20 protein-coding genes and 3 tRNA genes are annotated in these 19,156 nt (G+C 60.9%); 12 read left to right on the forward strand and 11 right to left on the reverse strand.

Annotation, left to right across the window (positions count from 1 at the left end; all coding sequences use genetic code 11):
• Positions 1-24: 24 nt before the first annotated feature.
• The 3 genes from HDEN_RS09615 to HDEN_RS09625 all read right to left on the reverse strand — a co-directional run bounded on the left by HDEN_RS09615 (position 25) and on the right by HDEN_RS09625 (position 917).
• Positions 25-101, reverse strand: a tRNA-Asp gene (locus HDEN_RS09615).
• A 119-nt stretch (positions 102-220) separates the two neighbouring features.
• Positions 221-724, reverse strand: a complete 504-nt coding sequence (locus tag HDEN_RS09620) for a DUF1993 domain-containing protein (protein WP_013215913.1) — start codon at positions 722-724, stop codon at positions 221-223.
• A gap of 118 nt (positions 725-842) precedes the next feature.
• Positions 843-917: transfer RNA gene (locus HDEN_RS09625), tRNA-Val, on the reverse strand.
• Between the two features lie 212 nt (positions 918-1,129).
• Between HDEN_RS09625 and HDEN_RS09630 the strand changes: the two genes are divergently transcribed.
• Positions 1,130-1,528 carry a hypothetical protein gene (locus HDEN_RS09630; protein ID WP_013215914.1) on the forward strand — a complete coding sequence of 133 codons (399 nt, stop codon included), beginning with the start codon at positions 1,130-1,132 and terminating at the stop codon, positions 1,526-1,528.
• Between the two features lie 98 nt (positions 1,529-1,626).
• Here the strand turns inward: HDEN_RS09630 and HDEN_RS09635 are convergent, their stop codons facing one another.
• The 7 genes from HDEN_RS09635 to HDEN_RS18365 form a co-directional block, all read right to left on the reverse strand.
• Positions 1,627-1,899, reverse strand: a complete 273-nt coding sequence (locus tag HDEN_RS09635) for an HU family DNA-binding protein (protein WP_013215915.1) — start codon at positions 1,897-1,899, stop codon at positions 1,627-1,629.
• A 244-nt stretch (positions 1,900-2,143) separates the two neighbouring features.
• The gene (gene lon / locus HDEN_RS09640) at positions 2,144-4,570 is read right to left on the reverse strand and encodes an endopeptidase La (protein ID WP_013215916.1); all 2,427 of its coding nucleotides are present in this window, start codon (positions 4,568-4,570) and stop codon (positions 2,144-2,146) included.
• 272 nt (positions 4,571-4,842) lie between these two features.
• The gene (clpX, locus tag HDEN_RS09645; RefSeq protein ID WP_013215917.1) at positions 4,843-6,090 is read right to left on the reverse strand and encodes an ATP-dependent Clp protease ATP-binding subunit ClpX; all 1,248 of its coding nucleotides are present in this window, start codon (positions 6,088-6,090) and stop codon (positions 4,843-4,845) included.
• A gap of 334 nt (positions 6,091-6,424) precedes the next feature.
• On the reverse strand, positions 6,425-7,078 hold the full coding sequence (locus HDEN_RS09650; protein ID WP_013215918.1) for an ATP-dependent Clp protease proteolytic subunit: 654 nt from the start codon (positions 7,076-7,078) through the stop codon (positions 6,425-6,427).
• Positions 7,079-7,206: 128 nt separating this feature from the next.
• Entirely contained in the window at positions 7,207-8,571 is a 1,365-nt protein-coding gene (gene tig, locus HDEN_RS09655; protein ID WP_013215919.1) for a trigger factor, read from the reverse strand.
• Positions 8,572-8,689: 118 nt separating this feature from the next.
• Positions 8,690-8,774, reverse strand: a tRNA-Leu gene (locus HDEN_RS09660).
• A gap of 238 nt (positions 8,775-9,012) precedes the next feature.
• Complete coding sequence (locus HDEN_RS18365) at positions 9,013-9,162, reverse strand: hypothetical protein (protein ID WP_169305491.1); 150 nt, start codon at positions 9,160-9,162, stop codon at positions 9,013-9,015.
• Between the two features lie 291 nt (positions 9,163-9,453).
• On the opposite strand from HDEN_RS18365, the gene sseA reads away from it, so the two are divergent.
• A complete protein-coding gene (sseA, locus tag HDEN_RS09665; protein WP_013215920.1) occupies positions 9,454-10,317 on the forward strand; it encodes a 3-mercaptopyruvate sulfurtransferase in 864 nt (287 codons plus the stop codon).
• 28 nt (positions 10,318-10,345) lie between these two features.
• On the opposite strand, the gene HDEN_RS09670 is transcribed toward sseA, so the two are convergent.
• Positions 10,346-10,939: a glutathione peroxidase gene (locus tag HDEN_RS09670; protein WP_013215921.1), complete on the reverse strand. Its 594-nt coding sequence runs from the start codon at positions 10,937-10,939 to the stop codon at positions 10,346-10,348.
• A gap of 216 nt (positions 10,940-11,155) precedes the next feature.
• On the opposite strand from HDEN_RS09670, the gene HDEN_RS09675 reads away from it, so the two are divergent.
• The 10 genes from HDEN_RS09675 (at position 11,156) to HDEN_RS09720 (ending at position 19,014) form a co-directional block, all read left to right on the forward strand.
• Positions 11,156-11,419 carry a hypothetical protein gene (locus HDEN_RS09675; RefSeq protein WP_013215922.1) on the forward strand — a complete coding sequence of 88 codons (264 nt, stop codon included), beginning with the start codon at positions 11,156-11,158 and terminating at the stop codon, positions 11,417-11,419.
• 184 nt (positions 11,420-11,603) lie between these two features.
• Positions 11,604-12,686, forward strand: coding sequence for an HlyD family secretion protein (locus tag HDEN_RS09680; RefSeq protein ID WP_013215923.1), 1,083 nt, complete (start codon positions 11,604-11,606; stop codon positions 12,684-12,686).
• Between the two features lie 286 nt (positions 12,687-12,972).
• Positions 12,973-13,191 carry a hypothetical protein gene (locus HDEN_RS09685; RefSeq protein WP_013215924.1) on the forward strand — a complete coding sequence of 73 codons (219 nt, stop codon included), beginning with the start codon at positions 12,973-12,975 and terminating at the stop codon, positions 13,189-13,191.
• A gap of 22 nt (positions 13,192-13,213) precedes the next feature.
• Positions 13,214-13,636 carry a hypothetical protein gene (locus tag HDEN_RS09690; RefSeq protein ID WP_013215925.1) on the forward strand — a complete coding sequence of 141 codons (423 nt, stop codon included), beginning with the start codon at positions 13,214-13,216 and terminating at the stop codon, positions 13,634-13,636.
• A gap of 85 nt (positions 13,637-13,721) precedes the next feature.
• Entirely contained in the window at positions 13,722-14,576 is an 855-nt protein-coding gene (locus HDEN_RS09695; RefSeq protein WP_013215926.1) for an alpha/beta hydrolase, read from the forward strand.
• A gap of 164 nt (positions 14,577-14,740) precedes the next feature.
• Positions 14,741-15,310 (forward strand): hypothetical protein, encoded by a 570-nt coding sequence (locus HDEN_RS09700; RefSeq protein WP_013215927.1) that lies wholly within the window; start codon positions 14,741-14,743, stop codon positions 15,308-15,310.
• Positions 15,311-15,407: 97 nt separating this feature from the next.
• On the forward strand, positions 15,408-16,622 hold the full coding sequence (locus HDEN_RS09705; RefSeq protein ID WP_245256606.1) for an ABC transporter permease: 1,215 nt from the start codon (positions 15,408-15,410) through the stop codon (positions 16,620-16,622).
• Between the two features lie 15 nt (positions 16,623-16,637).
• A complete protein-coding gene (locus HDEN_RS09710) occupies positions 16,638-17,378 on the forward strand; it encodes an ABC transporter ATP-binding protein (protein ID WP_013215929.1) in 741 nt (246 codons plus the stop codon).
• 173 nt (positions 17,379-17,551) lie between these two features.
• Positions 17,552-18,403, forward strand: coding sequence for an enoyl-ACP reductase FabI (fabI, locus tag HDEN_RS09715; RefSeq protein WP_013215930.1), 852 nt, complete (start codon positions 17,552-17,554; stop codon positions 18,401-18,403).
• A complete protein-coding gene (locus HDEN_RS09720; protein WP_013215931.1) occupies positions 18,400-19,014 on the forward strand; it encodes a histidine phosphatase family protein in 615 nt (204 codons plus the stop codon). The genes fabI and HDEN_RS09720 overlap by 4 nt, the downstream gene beginning before the upstream one ends.
• Positions 19,015-19,156 lie beyond the last annotated feature (142 nt).

The raw sequence follows: 19,156 nt of genomic DNA on the forward strand, positions 1-19,156 counted from the left end.
CATGTTCATGAGCTGCGAACGGAATGGCGCGAGAGACGGGACTTGAACCCGCGGCCTCCGCCGTGACAGGGCGGCGCTCTAACCAACTGAGCTACTCCCGCAATCCAGAAAGTCACGGGCGCCGAAGCGCCCGTCGTCACAGCGTCCGAATACGTGATGGGCGCGCAGGCGTCAAGCCGCTGTTCGCGTCCGCGGGCGACAATCGCGCCTCCCCCGGCATCTATCTGCGGACGAAATCGCGTTTGCCGATCTCGAGGCCGTTATGCCGCAGGATTCCGTATGCGGTGGCGCAATGGAAATAGAAGTTCGGCAGCGCGACATGCAGCAGGTAATCCTGGCCCGAGATCGTCATTTCCTGGCCGCCGATCTTCAGCGTCAGCTGCTTCGTTTCGGAGCCATCGAGTTGCTCAGGCTTATAGCCCGCGAGCAGCGCCTGGGTTCGAGCGAGGCGTTCTTTCAACTCCGGCAGCGTCGTTTCCTTATCGGGGAAGCCCGGGACCTCGAGGCCTGCGAGGCGCGCCGGGGCGGCCTTCGCGAAATCGGTCGCCAGCTGCACCTGCCGGGTCAGGTTGAACATATCGGGATAGAGCCGCGAGGCGAGCAAGACCGCCATGTCGATCTTCTTGGCCGACGCATGCTCGGCGGCCTTGTCGAGAATGGCTTCGAGAGATGCGAGCTGTTTCTGAAACGTGGGAATGGCGATGGCATACATCGATACGGACATTGGCGTGCTTCCTCGTTAGCTGAGAGCTGATGGCGCTCATGCTGGACTGGATCAAAGCTTCAACAAGGCCGTCCCTGCGTCCGGCTCCGCTCGGCGGAGTCGCAGGGACCAACAAAGATGGTGGGCGGTGAGAGGGTCGAACTCCCGACATCCTCGGTGTAAACGAGGCGCTCTACCACTGAGCTAACCGCCCGTACGACGCATCTTCTAGGCAGGTATGGCCGGGCCCGCAAGATGGTCTCTCATCCGTCCGCCGGCAAAGAGTCCGCGACGTATAGGCTGTAGCAAACCCGCGCCCGATATTTCCTAGCCATTAACCGCCGGCGCAAATTTGCCCCGCCGCGCAAGCAAATGCGGCATCGCCTTTGATATCCTCATGCCGGACCGATGAGGGAGGCGTGCGCAATGACCGTCAGCAAGTTTGGACTCACCGCGGCTGCACTGCTGACGCTGTTTAGCGTCTGTGCCCATGCTGAGCCGTATGACGTCGATGCCAATCGCAATCAGGCTGTGAGCGTGTCAGTCAGCTATACGTTCACGCTGCCGCCCAACGGCCCAACCGACGTCGCGGACGGTGAATCGGAGCGAGGCCGGCGGCAAGCCTACGAAATGGCGGGACGTGAGTGCGCGAACCTGCTTGCGACCATTGCCGCGACCTGCAGCCTTACCAGCATCAACGTGTCGAGCCAGCCGCAGCGCGGATATGGTCAGGCGATGGAAATGACGAGCATCCGCGCATCGGCGAATTTCAAAATTACGCCGAAGGCGCAGGCAGCATCAGAGCGTCCAGCTTCGCAGCCTTGATACGCGTCCGGCGACTCCTCGTTTGAACCGTCGTGTGTTGCAAAACAAAAAAGGCGCGCCATTTTCAGGCGCGCCTCGAAATTCCGATAACGAACGCCTCAGTTGAGCGCGTCCTTCAAACCCTTCGCGGGCGTGAACTTCGGCACGCGCGACGCTGGGATCTGGATCGTCATGCCGGTTGCGGGATTGCGGCCTTCGCGGGCTTTGCGAGCGGCAACCTTGAACGTGCCGAAATCCGGAATGCGGACTTCGTGGCCTTCCTTCATCGCTTCGCGGATATGCGCGAGCACGGCATCGACGACGCCGCTGGCCTTTTCCTTGGTGAGTTCGCAGTCACGCGCGACAGCGTCGATCAAATCTTTCTTGCTCATCTCATCAGTCCTCTAGTGTCGGAGATTGGGTTTCATCGGGCAGAAGCCCGGGACGGTCACCGTGGGGGAGTTTCGACCGTGCATGGGTCGGTAAAAGCGCCCAATCTCCAACGTCCGTCAAGCGGAAAACGCCCGTATTTCCGGACAAAAGCGCATGCAAATGCTCGCATTTAACATAAATAAAAGCCCCCGCGCGTTTGACGCACGGGGGCAATAACCAAGTCGCTTATCTTTCGACAAATCGTCAGTGCGCCGTTACGCGCGAACCTGTCTTGTCGGCATCTTTCGCCTCGAGAGCTTCCGCTTCCGCGACTTCATCCCAGGTGATCGACTCCGGCATTCTGACGAGCGCGACCTTCAAGACCTCTTCCAGCTTGGAAACCGGAATGATGTCCATCTTGGTCTGGACCTCGTTCGGAATCTCCGCCAAGTCCTTGGCGTTCTCATCCGGAATGATGACCGTTTTGATGCCGCCGCGCAGAGCCGCAAGGAGCTTTTCCTTGAGGCCGCCGATCGGCAGCACGCGACCGCGCAGCGTGATCTCGCCCGTCATCGCCACGTCCTTGCGAACGGGAATTCCGGTGAGCACGGAGATGATCGCCGTCGTCATCGCGATGCCTGCGGACGGTCCATCCTTCGGCGTCGCACCTTCCGGCACGTGCACGTGGATGTCGCGCTTTTCGAACAGCGACGGATGAATTCCGAAATCGACCGAGTGCGAGCGCACGTACGCGTTCGCGGCCTGGATCGATTCCTTCATCACATCGCGCAGGTTGCCGGTGACCGTCATGCGGCCCTTGCCGGGCATCATGACGCCTTCGATCGTCAGCAGTTCGCCGCCGACCTCGGTCCAGGCAAGACCCGTCACGATGCCGACCTGATCTTCGAGTTCGGCTTCGCCGTAGCGATACTTCGGCACCCCGAGGAAGTCGTGGACATTCTCGGCCGTGACAACGATCGACGACTTCGACGACGTCAGGATTTCCTTCACCGCCTTACGCGCCAGCTTGGCGATTTCACGTTCAAGCGAACGAACGCCCGCTTCGCGCGTGTAACGGCGAATGACTTCCTTCAGCGCACTGTCCTCGATAGTCCACTCGCCGGCTTCGAGGCCGTGCGCTGTGATCTGCTCGGGGATCAAGTGGCGCTTCGCGATCTCAAGCTTCTCGTCCTCCGTGTAGCCCGCAAGGCGAATGATCTCCATGCGGTCCATCAGGGCGGGCGGGATGTTGAGCGTGTTCGCCGTCGTCACGAACATCACGTTCGAAAGGTCGTAGTCGACCTCGAGGTAATGATCGTTGAACGTCGCGTTCTGCTCAGGGTCCAACACTTCGAGCAGCGCCGCTGCTGGATCGCCGCGGAAGTCCTGACCCATCTTGTCGATCTCGTCCAAGAGGAAAAGCGGGTTGGTCCGCTTCGCCTTCTTCATCGACTGGATGACCTTGCCCGGCATGGAGCCGATGTAGGTCCGGCGATGGCCACGGATTTCCGCCTCGTCGCGCACGCCGCCAAGCGACATGCGGACGAACTCGCGTCCCGTTGCGTTCGCGATCGATTTGCCAAGCGAGGTCTTGCCGACGCCGGGAGGTCCGACGAGGCACAGGATAGGCCCCTTCAGCTTGTTGGTGCGCGCCTGAACCGCGAGATACTCAAGGATGCGTTCCTTGACCTTCTCGAGGCCATAGTGCTCCAGGTCGAGGATCGTCTGCGCTTCGGCAATATCCTTCTTGACCTTGCCCTTGATCCCCCACGGGATCGAGAGCAGCCAGTCGAGATAGTTGCGCACGACCGTCGCTTCGGCCGACATCGGCGACATCTGCTTGAGCTTTTTAAGCTCAGCCAGCGCCTTGTCCTTGGCCTCTTTCGACAGCTTCGTGTTCTCGATCTTCTCTTCGAATTCCGAGATGTCGTCGCGCTCGTCGGAGTCGCCGAGTTCCTTCTGAATGGCCTTCATCTGCTCATTCAGGTAGTACTCGCGCTGCGTCTTCTCCATCTGGCGCTTGACGCGCGAACGGATCTTACGCTCGACCTGCAGAACCGAGATTTCGCTTTCCATGAGCGTGTAGACGCGCTCGAGCCGCTCGGAAATGCTGGCGGTTTCGAGAACGTCCTGCTTGTCGGAAATCTTGACCGCGAGATGCGATGCGATCGTGTCCGCGAGCTTCGCGTAATCCTCGATCTGACCGACGTTGCTCAGAACCTCGGGCGAGACCTTCTTGTTGAGCTTCACGTAGCTCTCGAACTGGGTCACGACCGAACGCGCCAGCGCTTCGAGCTCGTCCTTGGCGCCCGGCACTTCGGCCACGCGCTCGACTTCAGCTTCGAAATAGTTGGCGTTCGCGGTGTAGCGGGTGATCTTGGCGCGCGCGTTGCCTTCGACCAGAACCTTCACGGTTCCGTCGGGCAGCTTCAGAAGCTGAAGCACGGAGGCAAGCGTGCCGATCTCGTAAATCGCGTCGGGTGACGGATCGTCGTCGCCGGCGTTCTTCTGCGCGGCAAGCAGGATCTGCTTGTCGGCGCGCATAACTTCTTCCAATGCCGCAATCGATTTTTCACGGCCGACGAAAAGGGGCACGACCATGTACGGGAAAACGACGATGTCCCGCAGCGGAAGAACCGGAAACAGTTCCTTGCCGACGGCCTTTTCCCTGGTCTTTTTATCTTCGCTCATTTGACTACCTATCGCCGTACGCTGGCACCAGTGAGGCTACCAGCACGATCCACGCTCGTTCCACCTTAGGAGCCACGCGTCCCGTCCCTTTTTATGGCGACGGTCGGCATTCTCGTGAAGCGCGAGCGCGGGGTGAGACCCAATTGCTAAATACCGGTTGCGGAGGAAATGCCCCGGCTGGCTCTTGTTGCCACTCCCTCCGAACAAATGGGGATCAAGCCCCCTTAAACAAGAGCCGGGGATTTCCCCCCGGCCATACGTATTTATCGCGATTATGCGGAGCCCTTTTCCTCGACCCGGTCGGAATAGATCCGGAGCGGCTTCGCCGAACCTTCGACCACCTCGGGTCCGATGACGACTTCCTCGACGCCCTTGAGCGTCGGCAGATCGTACATCGTGTCGAGCAGGATGCCCTCCATGATCGAGCGAAGGCCGCGAGCACCGGTCTTGCGTTCGATCGCCTTGCGCGAGATTGCGCGCAGAGCGTCGAGCGTGATCGTGAGCTTCACGTCTTCCATCTCGAAGAGGCGCTGGTACTGCTTGACGATCGCGTTCTTCGGCTCGGTCAGGATCTGAACGAGGGCTGCCTCGTCGAGGTCTTCGAGCGTTGCGATGACCGGCAGACGGCCGATGAATTCCGGGATCAGGCCGAACTTCAGCAGATCCTCGGGCTCGACGCCACGCAGAATGTCGCCCGTGCGGCGCTCGTCTGGCCCCGTAACGCGAGCCGAGAAGCCGATCGACGATCCCTTGCCGCGGCGAGAGATGATCTTTTCCAGACCCGCGAACGCGCCGCCGCAGATGAACAGGATGTTCGTCGTGTCGACCTGCAGGAATTCCTGCTGCGGATGCTTGCGGCCGCCCTGCGGAGGCACGGAGGCAACCGTGCCTTCCATGATCTTCAGAAGCGCCTGCTGCACGCCCTCGCCCGACACATCGCGCGTAATCGACGGATTGTCAGACTTGCGGCTGATCTTGTCGACTTCGTCGATATAGACGATGCCGCGCTGCGCCCGCTCGACGTTGTAGTCGGCAGACTGCAGCAGCTTCAGGATGATGTTCTCGACATCCTCGCCGACGTAGCCCGCTTCGGTGAGCGTCGTCGCATCGGCCATCGTGAACGGCACATCGAGGATGCGGGCGAGCGTCTGCGCCAGCAGCGTCTTGCCCGAACCTGTCGGACCGACGAGCAGGATGTTCGACTTCGCGAGTTCGACGTCGTTGTTCTTCGTCGCGTGGTTCAACCGCTTGTAGTGGTTGTGAACGGCGACCGAAAGAACGCGCTTGGCGTGGAACTGGCCAATCACGTAGCTGTCGAGAACGTTGCAGATTTCCTGCGGCGTCGGCACTCCGTCACGCGACTTGACGAGAGTGTTCTTGTTCTCCTCGCGAATGATGTCCATGCACAGCTCGACGCATTCATCGCAGATGAACACCGTTGGGCCGGCGATAAGCTTGCGTACCTCATGCTGGCTCTTGCCGCAGAAAGAGCAGTAGAGAGTGTTTTTCTCTTGAGCCATTTTCTCTCACTTTCAGTGCAAACCCACCGGCGCCCCGATGTTCTTGCTTTGGCCCGCTGCTACGTCCCGGCAATTGCCGATGTGCGGCGACGTAAAATCACGGGATTCAATCTCTCACGCTAGCGTTCGGCAGATCAAGAATGGATTAATGGAGCCCACCCGGCCCTGCCTCGCAAGCGGCGGTATTGCCACAGTTGGTGAACGATGTGGCAACATCGCTATTCACCCTAACAGTTCATATAAACAATGGCGGATGTACGTCCTTTGTTCTACCCGCATAATCCTTGTGGAGCGAGGGCCTGCGTGTCCACAGGCCTTCGCCTTGTCGATGCACTTACTCTTTCGGGCTCTTGATCTCGAGCGCGGCGACGTCGACTTCGTCGCGGCTTTCAAGAACCTTGTCGATGATGCCGAAATCACGGGCCTGGTCGGCGGTCATGAAGTAGTCGCGGTCGAGCGTCTTTTCGATCATCTCGTAGCTCTGACCGGTGTGCTTCACGTAGGTCTCGTTCAGGCGGCGCTTCATCTTGATGATGTCTTCCGCGTGCCGCTCGATGTCGGACGCCTGGCCGGAGAAACCGCCCGATGGCTGATGCACCATGATGCGCGCGTTCGGGAGCGCGAAGCGCATGTCCTTGGCGCCCGCGCACAGCAGCAGCGAACCCATCGACGCGGCCTGCCCGATGCACAGCGTCGCAACCGGCGGCTTCACGAACTGCATCGTGTCGTAGATCGCCATGCCGGCGGTGACGACGCCGCCCGGCGAGTTGATGTACATCGAGATTTCTTTTTTCGGGTTCTCGGACTCGAGGAACAGCAGCTGCATGCAGATCGATGCCGCCATGTGGTCTTCGACCGGACCCGTCACGAAAATGATGCGCTCTTTCAGGAGGCGCGACGGCAGATCGTAGCCGCGTTCTCCGCGCGTCGTCTGCTCGACGACCATGGGCCAGAACGTGTTCGTCACGGTGTTGATGGGATCGCGCATCGCCTCGGTCTTTCCTGATTTCAACCGGCGATCCCCGAAAGGGGTAAGCCGGTCAGATTCGCCGCTCTAGTTCGCACGCTCGTAGCACACGGTCCGAGCGCCGGCTGCGGCGCTCGGTCAATTGCATCTCAAGCTTCCGCTTCGGTCGCTTCCTCGACCGCCTTCAGAAGCTCGTCTCTCGACACCTTCTTTTCGACCGGCTTGGCCTCGGCGATCACATGGTCGATCACCTTCTCCTCGAAGATCGGGGCGCGCAGCTCGTTGAGCGCGCCGGGCGTCTTTTCGTAGAATTCGTAGACCTGCTTTTCGCGGCCCGGATAGCGACGCGCCTGCTCGACCAGAGCACGGCGCAGCTCGTCCTGGGAAACCTGCAGTTTGTTCTTTTCGCCGATTTCGCCGATCACGAGGCCGAGACGAACCCGGCGCTCCGCGATGGCGCGGTATTCAGCGCGCAGATCTTCCTCGGATTTGCCCTCATCCGCGATGGTCTTGTTGGCGGCTTTGAGATTGTTCTCGAGCTGAGTCCATATATTGTTGAATTCGAAATCGACAAGGGACGACGGAAGCTCGAAATCGTGCGCTTTATCGAGCGCATCGAGGATTTCGCGCTTCAGCTTGACCCGCGACGCCTGATCGTATTCGCGCTTGATCTGGTCCGTGACGAAGCCGCGGAGCGTCTTCAAGTCCTCGGCGCCAAGGCCCTTCGCAAAGTCCTCGTCGACTTCCGGCTTCTTCGGCTTCGCGACGGCCGTGACCGAGACGTCGAAGTCAGCGGCTTTCCCTGCGAGATTCGCCATCGGATAATCTTCCGGGAACGTCGCCGTGACGACCTTCTGGTCGCCAGCCTTCATGCCGACGACGCCTTCTTCGAAGCCCGGAATGAACTGCTTCTTGCCGATCGCGAGGTTCGCGCCTTCGGCGGAACCACCTTCAAACGCTTCGCCGTCGATGCGGCCAACGAAATTCATGGTCACGAGGTCGCCCTCGCTCGCAACGCGGCCTTCTTCCGGCTCGTAAGACGTGTTGCGTTCTGCGAGGTCGGACAGCGCCTTATCGACCGCCGAGTCATCGACGTCGGCGACGAGCTTCTCGAGCTGCAGCACGCCGAGATCGGCAACCGGGATCGGCGGCAGCACCTCGAAGTCCATCGTGTAGGAAAGATCCGTTTCGCCGTTGACGACGCGTTCGATGCCGCCATCCTCTACGCCGAGCAGTTCCAGTTTCGGCTGCTGCGCCGGGCGCTCGTTGCGATCCTTGACGGCCTTCGCGCTCGTGTCGTTGATCGTCTGCTCCAGGACTTCCTGCATCAGCGATTTGCCGTAGAGCTTTTTCAAGTGCTCCATCGGCACCTTGCCGCGGCGGAAGCCTTTGATCTGTACGCGGTCCTTGAGCTCCACGAGGCGTTCGGAAAAGCGCTCGCCAAGCTCGGCCTTCCCCACCACCACCTGCAGGGTGCGCTTCAGTCCGTCTCTCGCTGTTTCAGTGACCTGCATCGTCCGTTTCCTGATTGGAGGCCGACACCTTGGTGCCGCGCCTCGCCGATCGACAAATTATCTAGGGAGATAGCGTCTCGTCTACAAAGCTCAGGCGGTGCCTTTGAAGGCGCCGCGCTGGTGCGGGCGGAGGGATTTGAACCCCCACGACTTGCGCCGCTGGAACCTAAATCCAGTGCGTCTACCAGTTCCGCCACGCCCGCTGAAGACGTTCCGATCTCACCTTTCCCGCTCTCTGTGAACCGTTGATTACGGGCTGCGCAAGGCGGCCGCAAACATCCAGAATTCCTCGATTGGCGCGAGTGTCCTGCCCCTTGCGGAGGGCGTCCGGCACACGAGCGGCGGGGAAGCCGCTGTCATACGCAAGAGCGACCGCGAAAACAATGCAGAAATGTAGAAAATCAGACCGGCGTCCGCGCCGCGTCGGCGCAGCGGCAAAGCTCAATCCGCCGCACCCAGAACCAAGTAGCTCAAAATAGCCGAAGCCGGGAGCAGCAGAAAATAATAGGCCTGTTCCAGGTCCAAGTCGCTCTCGACCAGTAAATAAGCCAGTATTCCCGCCAGTCCTAAGGAAATGATCTTGGGAAACATCGCCGTACCCGCTTTTGCGAGTGTGGTTGGAGACCTCTGCAATGGAATTACCTGTCGCCCCGGCAGCGATCCTGGACAATGCAAAGCTTCAAACAACAATAACAAATGATGTCTGCCGGACCGCTCAGGACGGAGGGCGTCCGCCTCTCGGTTTCAACTGAATTTCGTTCAAAAAATGATGCGGCGCGGCAGGCGTTCGCGGCATTCAGCAACTTGCGACGCGCGCGGTATTTGCCTATCTGCTCTGAGCCGCCGGAATAAATTCCATCCAAGCCATGCACGGGGTGCGTCTTGCCGAAGTCTGCCAAAAATTGGATCGTCGAAACGGATTGGCTTGCGAGCCACCTCTCCTCTCCAGATCTGGTCATCCTCGACGGCAGCTGGCATCTCCCGACCGCCAAACGCGACCCCAAGAAGGAGTATCTGGCCGAGCATATTCCGGGCGCCCTCTTTTTCGACATCGACGATCTTTCGGATGAGAAATCGTCGCTTCCGCACATGCTTCCGTCGACTGTCAAGTTCTCATCCCGCATGAAGAAAATGGGCATCGGCGACGGCGCACGCATCGTCGTCTACGACACGTCGGGCATCTTCTCGGCAGCCCGCGTCTGGTGGACGTTCCGAGCCATGGGACATCAGGACGTGGCGGTGCTGAACGGCGGGCTGCGGAAGTGGAAGGCGGAAGGACGGCCGCTCGAGGACGGCCCGGCCCCGAAACGCTACGAGCGCCATTACACGCCGCTGCAGAATACCGAGATCATCCGCGAACTCGAGGAAATGCGGGCCTTGTTCCAGAAGCCCGGCACGCAGATCGTCGACGCGCGCCCTGCCGCGCGCTTCGAAGGCCGCGATCCCGAGCCTCGTCCGGGTTTGCGCGCCGGTCACATTCCCGGCTCCAAGAATGTTCCGTCGCAAGAGCTTCTCAATGCCGATGGAACGCTGAAGTCGCCGGAAGAACTGGGCAATCTGTTCAATACCGCTGGCATCGACGTTTCGCGGCCGGTCGTCACCACCTGCGGGTCAGGCGTTACGGCGTCCATGCTGGCTTTGGCGCTTGCGGTTCTCGGACAGACCAATGCGGCCGTCTACGACGGCAGCTGGGCCGAGTGGGGCCAGGACAACGGCTTGCCGGTCGAAACAGGGCCCGCGCGCTAAGCCGCCAGCCGATTCTCCATCCGAAGGATCAATTCGGCGCGGCTTCCAGCGAGGCCGCGTTCTCCGCGAGAGCTTTCTCGATTATGCCGGTGATCTCCGGCGATTCCGGCGGGAGCTTGGTCGAGAACGATCGCAGCAGGCGTCCATCGCGCCCGACCAGATACTTATGGAAATTCCAGTTCGGCACGCCGGACGGCCCCATCGCCTCAGCCGCCCATTTGTAGAAGGGGTGCGCGTCAGGGCCGACGACGTGCTGCTTCGACGTCAGCGGAAACGTCACGCCGAATGCGCCCTGGCAGAACGTCTTGATCTCGCCCTCGGACTTCGGCTCCTGCTCGCCGAAATCGTTCGACGGAACGCCGATGACGACGAGCCCGGCTTTCTCGTATCGCGACCACAGATCCTGCAGACCCGCGTACTGTTTGGTGTAGCCGCAGAACGACGCCGTGTTGACGATCAACAGGGCTTTGCCGCGATACGCCGAAAGCGGCATCGGCTTGCCGTCGATCCCGGTAAACTCGAAATCATAGGCGAGGCCATTGACCGGATGTGATGGCGCGGCGCTTGGCGCGGCCGTCCACATCGCGACGAGGCTGACGATCATCGACCAAATCTTTCCCATGTCACCGCTTTCCGCATTCGTTCGAGCAGGCCATTCCCGCCGTCACGATACAGGCAAAGGGCGGGATGATCACCCCCCCTCGCCGCTCCAGCTCTTCCAAAAAACCTGACCTTTGCTCTGGTGTTCCGGCCGGAACAGCCGCGCCTGGCTGCTCACTTTAGAACTGCCTCCAGAACATGAGTTCACGGCCAATCAGCCCCAATGGAGGACACAACAATGGCATCGTTCAAAACCGCACTCGCGATCGCAGCCGGCTTCGCAGCTCTTGCAAGCGCTTCCGCCGCCAATGCCCGCGGCGGCGCCAAGGAAGTTTTCGTTCAGGACTATCAGTTCGCGAAGCCGATGCACGGTTACTCCGGCCATTCCGGCAATTACTATTGTGATTATCAGCGCCTTCCGAACCGCAAATGCTCGATCAACGCCAACGGCACGGAAAGCTGCCGCATCGTCGGCTGGACGCTGCGTGAGATGTGCCAGTAAGCGCAATCGCAGCAGAGGTCTGCAAACCCAAAAATGGGCTTCGGGCATACCCCGGAGCCCTTTTTCATTTTCGGTTCTGCAAACAATTTTCTGAAAGCCGCTCGGCCTGTTCCGCTGGAAACAGCGATGCTGAGCCAAGTCCCTTACGTCAATGCTCATGCAAATCCCTAAGGAGGATGAAGTCATGAGCGCAGATGAAACCTACACCCGACCGAAACGCAGAATTTTCCTGAAGCTGTCGCTGTTCGCGCTGATCGCGGCGGGCGCAGGCGCGTTCGGAGCCGTCAACATTTCTCACAGCGACCTGCTCGGCGCGAAGTCCGGGGACGACACGCTGAAATCGGAACAGGCTGTAACGCGCGTCGAATGGCTCGCCGCCGCTCCTGGCCGCATCGAACCGAAATCGGGAACCGTTCGCGTCGGATCGGCCTTGCTCGGGCGCATCGCGGAAGTCGCCGTCAAGCAGAACGACAAGGTCGAGGAAGGCGAGCTTCTGATCCGCCTTGACGATGACGAAGCCCGTGCACGCCTGCAAGCGGCAGAAACCGAAGTTGCCTCGCGCAAACGCGAGCGTGATGCGCAGCCGCTCGACAAAGCCCGCGACGAGCTTCGCGAAGCCGAAGACAATGTTTTCGCTACCGAACGCGAACTGACGAACGCGCGCTTCGAACTCGAATATGAATTGCAAGCGCGCCGCGAAGGCAACGGCACAGACCAGCGCGTCGTTCATGCGCGCGACGGTCTCGCCAAGGCCAAGGACAAGCTGCAAGACGAACGGTCCGCCTATGCCAAGGCTCAGGCGAAATCGAACATTCCGGCTCCGAACCGGCTGGAATCGGCGCTACAGGCGGCGCGTTCCGACGTTGCCGTCGCGGAAGCTCTGCTCGAGAAAACGCGCATCCTTGCGCCGGTCAGCGGCACTGTTTTGCAGCTGCCTGCAAAGGCCGGCGAGATGGTCGCGCCGTCACCCGACCAGACGCTTGCCGTGCTCGGCGACATGTCGGTCGTTCGTCTCAAAGCTGAAGTCGACGAGATCGACGTTTCGAAAATCAAGGTCGGCGGAAAAGTCGTCGTCAAGAGCAACGCCTATCCGGGCAAGGAATTCGAGGGCACGGTTGCGGAACTCGCGCCGTCACTCACCTCGCCGCAGTTCGCCCTGCGCGGCGCTCGCCGGCCGGTCGACGTCGAAGTGCTCCCGGTGACGATCGACCTGCAAGGCAACCCGCCACTGCTGCCCGGCATGCGCGCCGACGCTTTCTTCAAATGACGAAATTCTGCGCAGAGACGCTTCTTCCGGAAGCCTGCGCAGACGAGCAATGGACCAGTGGCGGTGCGCTTCCTCCTTAGCGGAGCTGCCGCAGGTCCTGCCGGGGAGGAGCGAGTTGTCCCACTCGCTCCTCTCCTTTTTTGTTGTTGTCGCGTCCGCCTCCCGCCCGAAAAAGTCGTACGTCGATCCGTGCACGCATGAACCCTGTCTCGCCCGGAACAGCGTGCGCGCGAAATTCTCCGCATCCTTGAGCTTCGGAAACAGAAGCTCACATCGGAGAACGATCATGTACGGAGAAATCAAGAAATTCCGCAGCGATATCGGTATCGGCATCATCGCCGCCGAGGACGGTCACGCCTATCGCTTCAAGCACGATGAAATCCTCAATCGCCACGCCGATCTCGAAGGACAGGAAGTCCATTTCGAGCTTGGCGATCTCAATGCGCGCGACATCATCGTGCTTGCCGGATCGCCGTGGTCGGCGTTCGGCGGCGTCGCTCTCTGATCTTTGCGGAGGGAGACTCGCCATGGCAGCCAAGCTCGATCCGACCGACATTCCGCAAGTCGAAGCATCGGATCTCAATCGTCCGATGCAGATGCTGATCGAAAAGGGCCAAGGACTGGCCCTTCTCACAGGTTTGAGCGAGCACGATCTGCGCGAGCTAGAGACGTCTCTCTGGTCGGACGTTCAAACGGACCCGGATATTCGCGTCGCGATTGCGCTGCGGCTGCGCGCGCTCGTCGATGTCTTCGCGGCGCGCCGCCTCAAAGACCTGCTTCTTGCGCGCGGATTCAAGGTGATCCCGGCTGCGATCGCGGCGGCATCGAAAGAACGCCTCAACACGCGCTTCGGATTCAACGCCCAGCGCCTGCTGCTCGCGATCGATGCAGCGACCGCGCCGAAGCCGCAGCCGGTGATCACGATGCCCGCGATGCAGACGGCCGCGTGAGCCCTGTCACGAGCGGAACTGCCGCCAGCGACGCGTCCAACTAATCCTTGAAACATCGAACAAACATGCACCTCGAGAGGCGACGATGGCGACAGACGCGAGTTTCAAAATCAAGGGCGGAAAAGTCGGAATTCTGCTGCTGCATCGCCTTTGCGGAACACCCGTCGAGATGCGTTTCGTCGCCAGCGGGCTCGCGAAGCAAGGCTATACTGTTCATTGCCCGACACTTGCCGGTCACTGCGGCAGCGAAACCGAGTTGAAAGCAACGTCGTGGACGGACTGGTACCGCAGTGCGGAGATGGCGCTCGATGAACTCCGGCAAGAGTGCGACGTCGTCATCGCCGGCGGTCTGTCGGCAGGCGCCGTGCTTGCCGTTCTGCTCGCCGCGAAAAATCCTACGAAGGTCAATGGAACTGCGCTGCTCGCGCCGACGCTCTGGCTCAACGGCTGGATGATCCCGTGGTATGCGCGGCTGTTTCCTCTCGTTCGCTTCAAGTGGTTCGCGAACCTGATGAGCTTTCCGCATCACGATCCGCACGGCATCAAGGACGAGCGCATTCGCGACTTCATTCAACGGGCGCGGGTGTCTCGCGGCACCTCGGAAACCGGCAATCCGTCAACGCCGGGCGGCGCGGTGTTCGAGCACCGGAGAATGGTGAGCGCGGTGCGCAAGCTCGTCTCTTACGTCCGCCAGCCGACGCTGATCGTTCATCCGCTCGAAGACGATTACGCCGCGATGAGCAACGCGACCTATCTCCGCGACAGCCTCGGCGGCCCGGTCGATCTCGAAGTCCTCGACGACTGCTATCACATCGTCACCGTCGACCGGCAGCGCCACCTGGTCGTCGACGCGATCGACCGCTTCGTCGCCAACCTGACCGGCGTCACTGCCGAAGCGCATAGCGATGTCAGAGCGCTGAGCACGGTCTCGGCCGCCTGATCAAGCATCTGATATAATTACATAAATTAAAAACTTGAGCTGCTTGCACGCGTGTTCCTGCCGGAACAGCGGCCGCGGCATGGACAGGGCAATCTGCAGCCATCGCCGGTGAAGACCGGCATCGAGATCCAACGAAACCCGGCTCAGGCCCTCAGGAGGCTCCAATGACGAAGATCACCCTCACACTCGCCGCCGCACTGCTGGCCGGCACCACGTTGACCAGCGCCGCAAACGCCGGCGGTCTCCGCGTCGGCTTCGGCTTCCCGCTCGGTTCCTTCATCGCCCATTCGGCGCAGAACTCGATGGACGATGGCTACAGCCGCCGGCACGAGCGCCGCCGCCGCGTGTACGAGGCCGAGCGTGCTCCCGTGCGCAAAGCCAAGCCGGTCAGCAAAGTCGCAACCGCGAAGCCGGTCGCCAAGCCTGCTCCCAAGCAGGTCATCACGACCGCAAAGCTCGAAGACAAGCTCTCGAGCGATCCGGCCACCACGACGGAAATCGCCAAGACGAGCGACGTGACCACGGCATCGACCACGCCGGCTTCAACGCCAGCTCCGGCCGCAACAACGAACACGACGACAGCCGAGACCGCGAAGCTCGAGAAAGTCGCGACGGTCGACAAGACGACGACCGAGGCGAAATCGAACACGTCCGAGACGGCGCCTGCAAAGCAGATCTGCCGCCGCTACTCGGCAGCGATCGCCGGTCTGGTCGACGTTCCCTGCAACGAATAACGAAACCGGAAGCGGCATCGCACCTGCTTCCGGCTCGATTGGGACAAACAGAAACAGCCACGAATTCGGCCAACGCCCTCAAGGAGGAGGACAGGTCATGGAACTCGCAGCCAACATGCCAGCCGCCGCAAGCGCTCAGCGCACGGCTTCCAAGCGTCCACGCTCACGTCGCCGTCCGGTACCGATGGTGATGAAGCTCGCCTACCGCAATCTCTTTCATGATCGCATGAGCTTCTTCGTGACAATCGTCGGCATCGTCTTTTCCGTGGTTCTGGTCGCCGTGCAGTCGGGCATCTATCTCGGCTCGCAAAAGAAGATTTCGGCGATCATCGACGCAGCGCCCGCCGATCTTTGGGTGATCCCGCTGGGCACGAAGAGCTACGACGATCCGTCGTTCCTTTCGGGACGCGAGCGTCACATGGTTCTCTCGACGCCCGGCGTCGAAAGCTCGGAAGACATGGTCGTGTCCTTCTCGAGCTGGCGCAAGCCGCAGGGCGGCCGCAATACGATCCTTCTGATCGGCACCGCAGGCGATAGCCCGAAGGCGCTGCCGTGGAACATCGTGCAGGGCAGCCGCGCCGCACTCGAAGCGCCCGGCACCGTCGCCATCGATCAGAGCTATTTCAATGATCTCGGCGTCAACGGTCTCGGCCAGCACGCGGAAATCAACGGCGCGTCCGTCGAGCTTGTCGCGATCACGAAGCGCATCCGCTCGTTCACGACGCTGCCCTTCGTCTTCACCTCGATCGAGGAAGCGCGCCGGCTCTCGGGCGCCGAGCAGGACCAGGCCTCCTACCAGCGCGTCATGCTGACGGCGGACGCCGATATCGAAGCGGTGCGCTCCGCCATCGAGCAGCGTCTTCCCGATACGGAAGTTCTGACCCAGGATGAATTCCGCAAGCGCAGCCAGAATTACTGGCTGTTCCAGACCGGCGCCGGTGCGGCGTTGATCGCAGGCGCTCTCCTCGGCCTGATCGTTGGTATAGTGATCGTCGCTCAAACGCTTTATTCGAGCACGAAGGACCACATCAACGAATTCGCAACGCTGCGTGCACTTGGCGCCGGTGCGGGCTACATTGTAAAGGTGATCCTGATGCAGGCCGTGTTGTCGGGGCTGATCGGATATGCGCTCGGCATGATCCTGGCGTTGGCGGCGATCCGCGGTGCTCAGGACACCAAGTTGACGATCATCATGACGCCGGAACTGGCTGGCGGATTGTTCGCCGTCACCGTCGGAATGTGCATATTCGCTGCGATCAGCGCCATCATCAAAGTCGTCCGGATCGACCCGGCCGTCGTCTTCAGCCGCTAAGCCCGGAGAGCAACAATGTCCACGCCAATGAACAGCAAGGTCATTCTGGAAGCCCAGGGCATCGTGAAAGTGCTCGGCACGCCTCCGAACGAAGTCAAGGTTCTGAAGGGCATCGACCTTCAGCTCCACACCGGCGAACTCACTCTGCTGATGGGTCCTTCGGGTTCGGGCAAGACGACGCTTCTGTCGATCCTCGGCTGCATCCTGTCGCCGACGCAAGGCAAGCTCGAAGTCGCCGGTTTCCAGACACATAATATGAACACGGAAGAACTGGCGAACCTGCGCCGCAAGCACGTCGGCTTCGTGTTCCAGTCTTACAACCTCGTGCCGACACTGACGGCGGTCGAGAATGTGATGCTGGCGCTGGACCTCCGAGATCTCAAGGGTCCGGACGCCTACGATCAGGCTGCAGAGGCTTTGGAAGCGGTTGGCCTCGGCCATCGCATCAACGCCATGCCGTCGAAAATGTCGGGCGGCGAGAAGCAGCGCGTTTCAATCGCCCGCGCGCTTGCCGGTTCGCCCTCGGTCATTCTCGCCGACGAGCCGACGGCGGCGCTCGATGCCAAGAACGGCATGGCCGTCATGGAGCTATTGGCGAAAGTTGCACAGGACACCCGTCGCGCGGTGCTTGCCGTCACCCACGATCATCGGACGCTGCAATATGCAGACCGCATCATAACGATCGACGATGGTCGCATCGCGGGCTCGGAGCGACCGAAGCTCTCGGGCAAGGAAGTGCAAGTCCCAGCGCATTGAAAATACTTTTACTTCCGCAGCTTACGCAATCTGGCGGGAGCGTTTTCGACGTTCCCGCCCCGGTCCAATCGCCGCGCATGTATGCCGCCCCGCCATCTGGACCGGCAAACGCATTTGTGTAGGATGCGCGCCAGCCCAACACCCATCAGAAATAATTCAAGGAATTTGAACCCATGGCGGGGTCACAGGCGAACACGTCCGCAGCCGCTGGCCAATTGATGGCAGGTAAACGCGGTTTGGTCATGGGCGTCGCCAATAACCGGTCGATTGCTTGGGGCATCGCCAAGGCCTGCGCATCGCAAGGCGCCGAGATCGCACTGACGTATCAGGGCGACGCGTTGAAGAAGCGGGTCGAGCCACTCGCGGCCGACCTCGGCACGAAGCTGGTGCTGCCGTGCGACGTGACCGACGCATCGTCGATCGACGCCGTCTTCGAGACGTTGAAAAAGGAATGGGGCGAGCTCGACTTTCTCGTTCACGCCATTGCTTTCTCCGACAAGAACGAGCTCGACGGGCGCTACGTCGACACCACGGAAAAGAACTTCACGCAGAGCATGCTGATCTCATGCTTCTCGTTCACCGCGCTCGCCCAGCGCGCCGAGAAATTGATGCCGAACGGCGGATCGCTGCTGACGCTCACCTATTACGGCGCCGAAAAAGTCATGCCGCATTATAACGTCATGGGCGTCGCGAAGGCAGCGCTGGAAGCGAGCGTGCGCTATCTCGCGGCCGACCTCGGACGCAACAATATTCGCGTCAACGCAATCTCGGCCGGACCGATCAAGACGCTGGCCGCGGCCGGCATCGCCGACTTCCGCTACATCCTGCGCTGGAACGAATATAACTCGGCGCTCCGCCGCAACGTCTCGATCGAGGATGTGGGAGGCGCGGGCCTCTATCTCCTTTCCGACATGTCGCGCGGCGTGACGGGCGAAGTGCATCATGTCGACAGCGGCTATCACATCCAGGGCATGAAGAACGAGGACGCTCCCGACATCTCGGTCGTGAAGAGCGACGAGACTTGAGCGACCGCGTTGCGACGGCACGTTTAAGGCCGGGGCTGACGCTCTATCTCATCCGACACGGCCAGACCGACTGGAACCGGGATGCGCGCTATCAAGGCCAGCGCGACATTCCGTTGAACGACATCGGCCGGGCACAGGCACGGCGTCAGGGCGACGCCTTGAAAGCGCGGCTCCCTGGCATCGCTGACGCAGATTTCGTTTCGAGCCCGCTTGGACGTGCCATCGAGACGATGCAGCTCATGCGCGCGGCTCTCGGCCTCGACATCGATGGGTACCGCACCGACGCGACCATCCGTGAGCTGAGCTACGGCCACTGGGAGGGCGAATTGGCCTCCGAGCTTTCCGCGAAAGACCCCGATGGCGTTGCGGCCAAAGCGTCAGACCCTTTCGGCTGGCAACCGACGGGCGGCGAGAGCTACGCGGAATTGCAGGCGCGCATTGCAATCTGGATCGAAGGTCTCGAACGCGACACGGTTGCCGTCACGCACGGCGGCGTCAGCCGCGTCGCGCGCGGGGCAGTCCTCGGCACCGATCCCGGCCTCGTGCCATTTCTCGATGTGCCGCAGGACAAAATCCTGGTTCTGCGCGACGGCGTCATGGACTGGCTTTAGTCCGCTTGAAACGCAAAAGAGCCGGAGAAGCGGCTCTCCGGCTCTTCGGCATCCGTTGACGGATGCATGCTGAAAGACCCCTCGACCACGGATGCTCGAGTCCGGGAGGAACGGTCTTTTAAACGCGCTACGAGAGTGCGTT

It is taken from the genome of Hyphomicrobium denitrificans ATCC 51888, from assembly GCF_000143145.1.
Lineage (GTDB): Bacteria > Pseudomonadota > Alphaproteobacteria > Rhizobiales > Hyphomicrobiaceae > Hyphomicrobium_B > Hyphomicrobium_B denitrificans.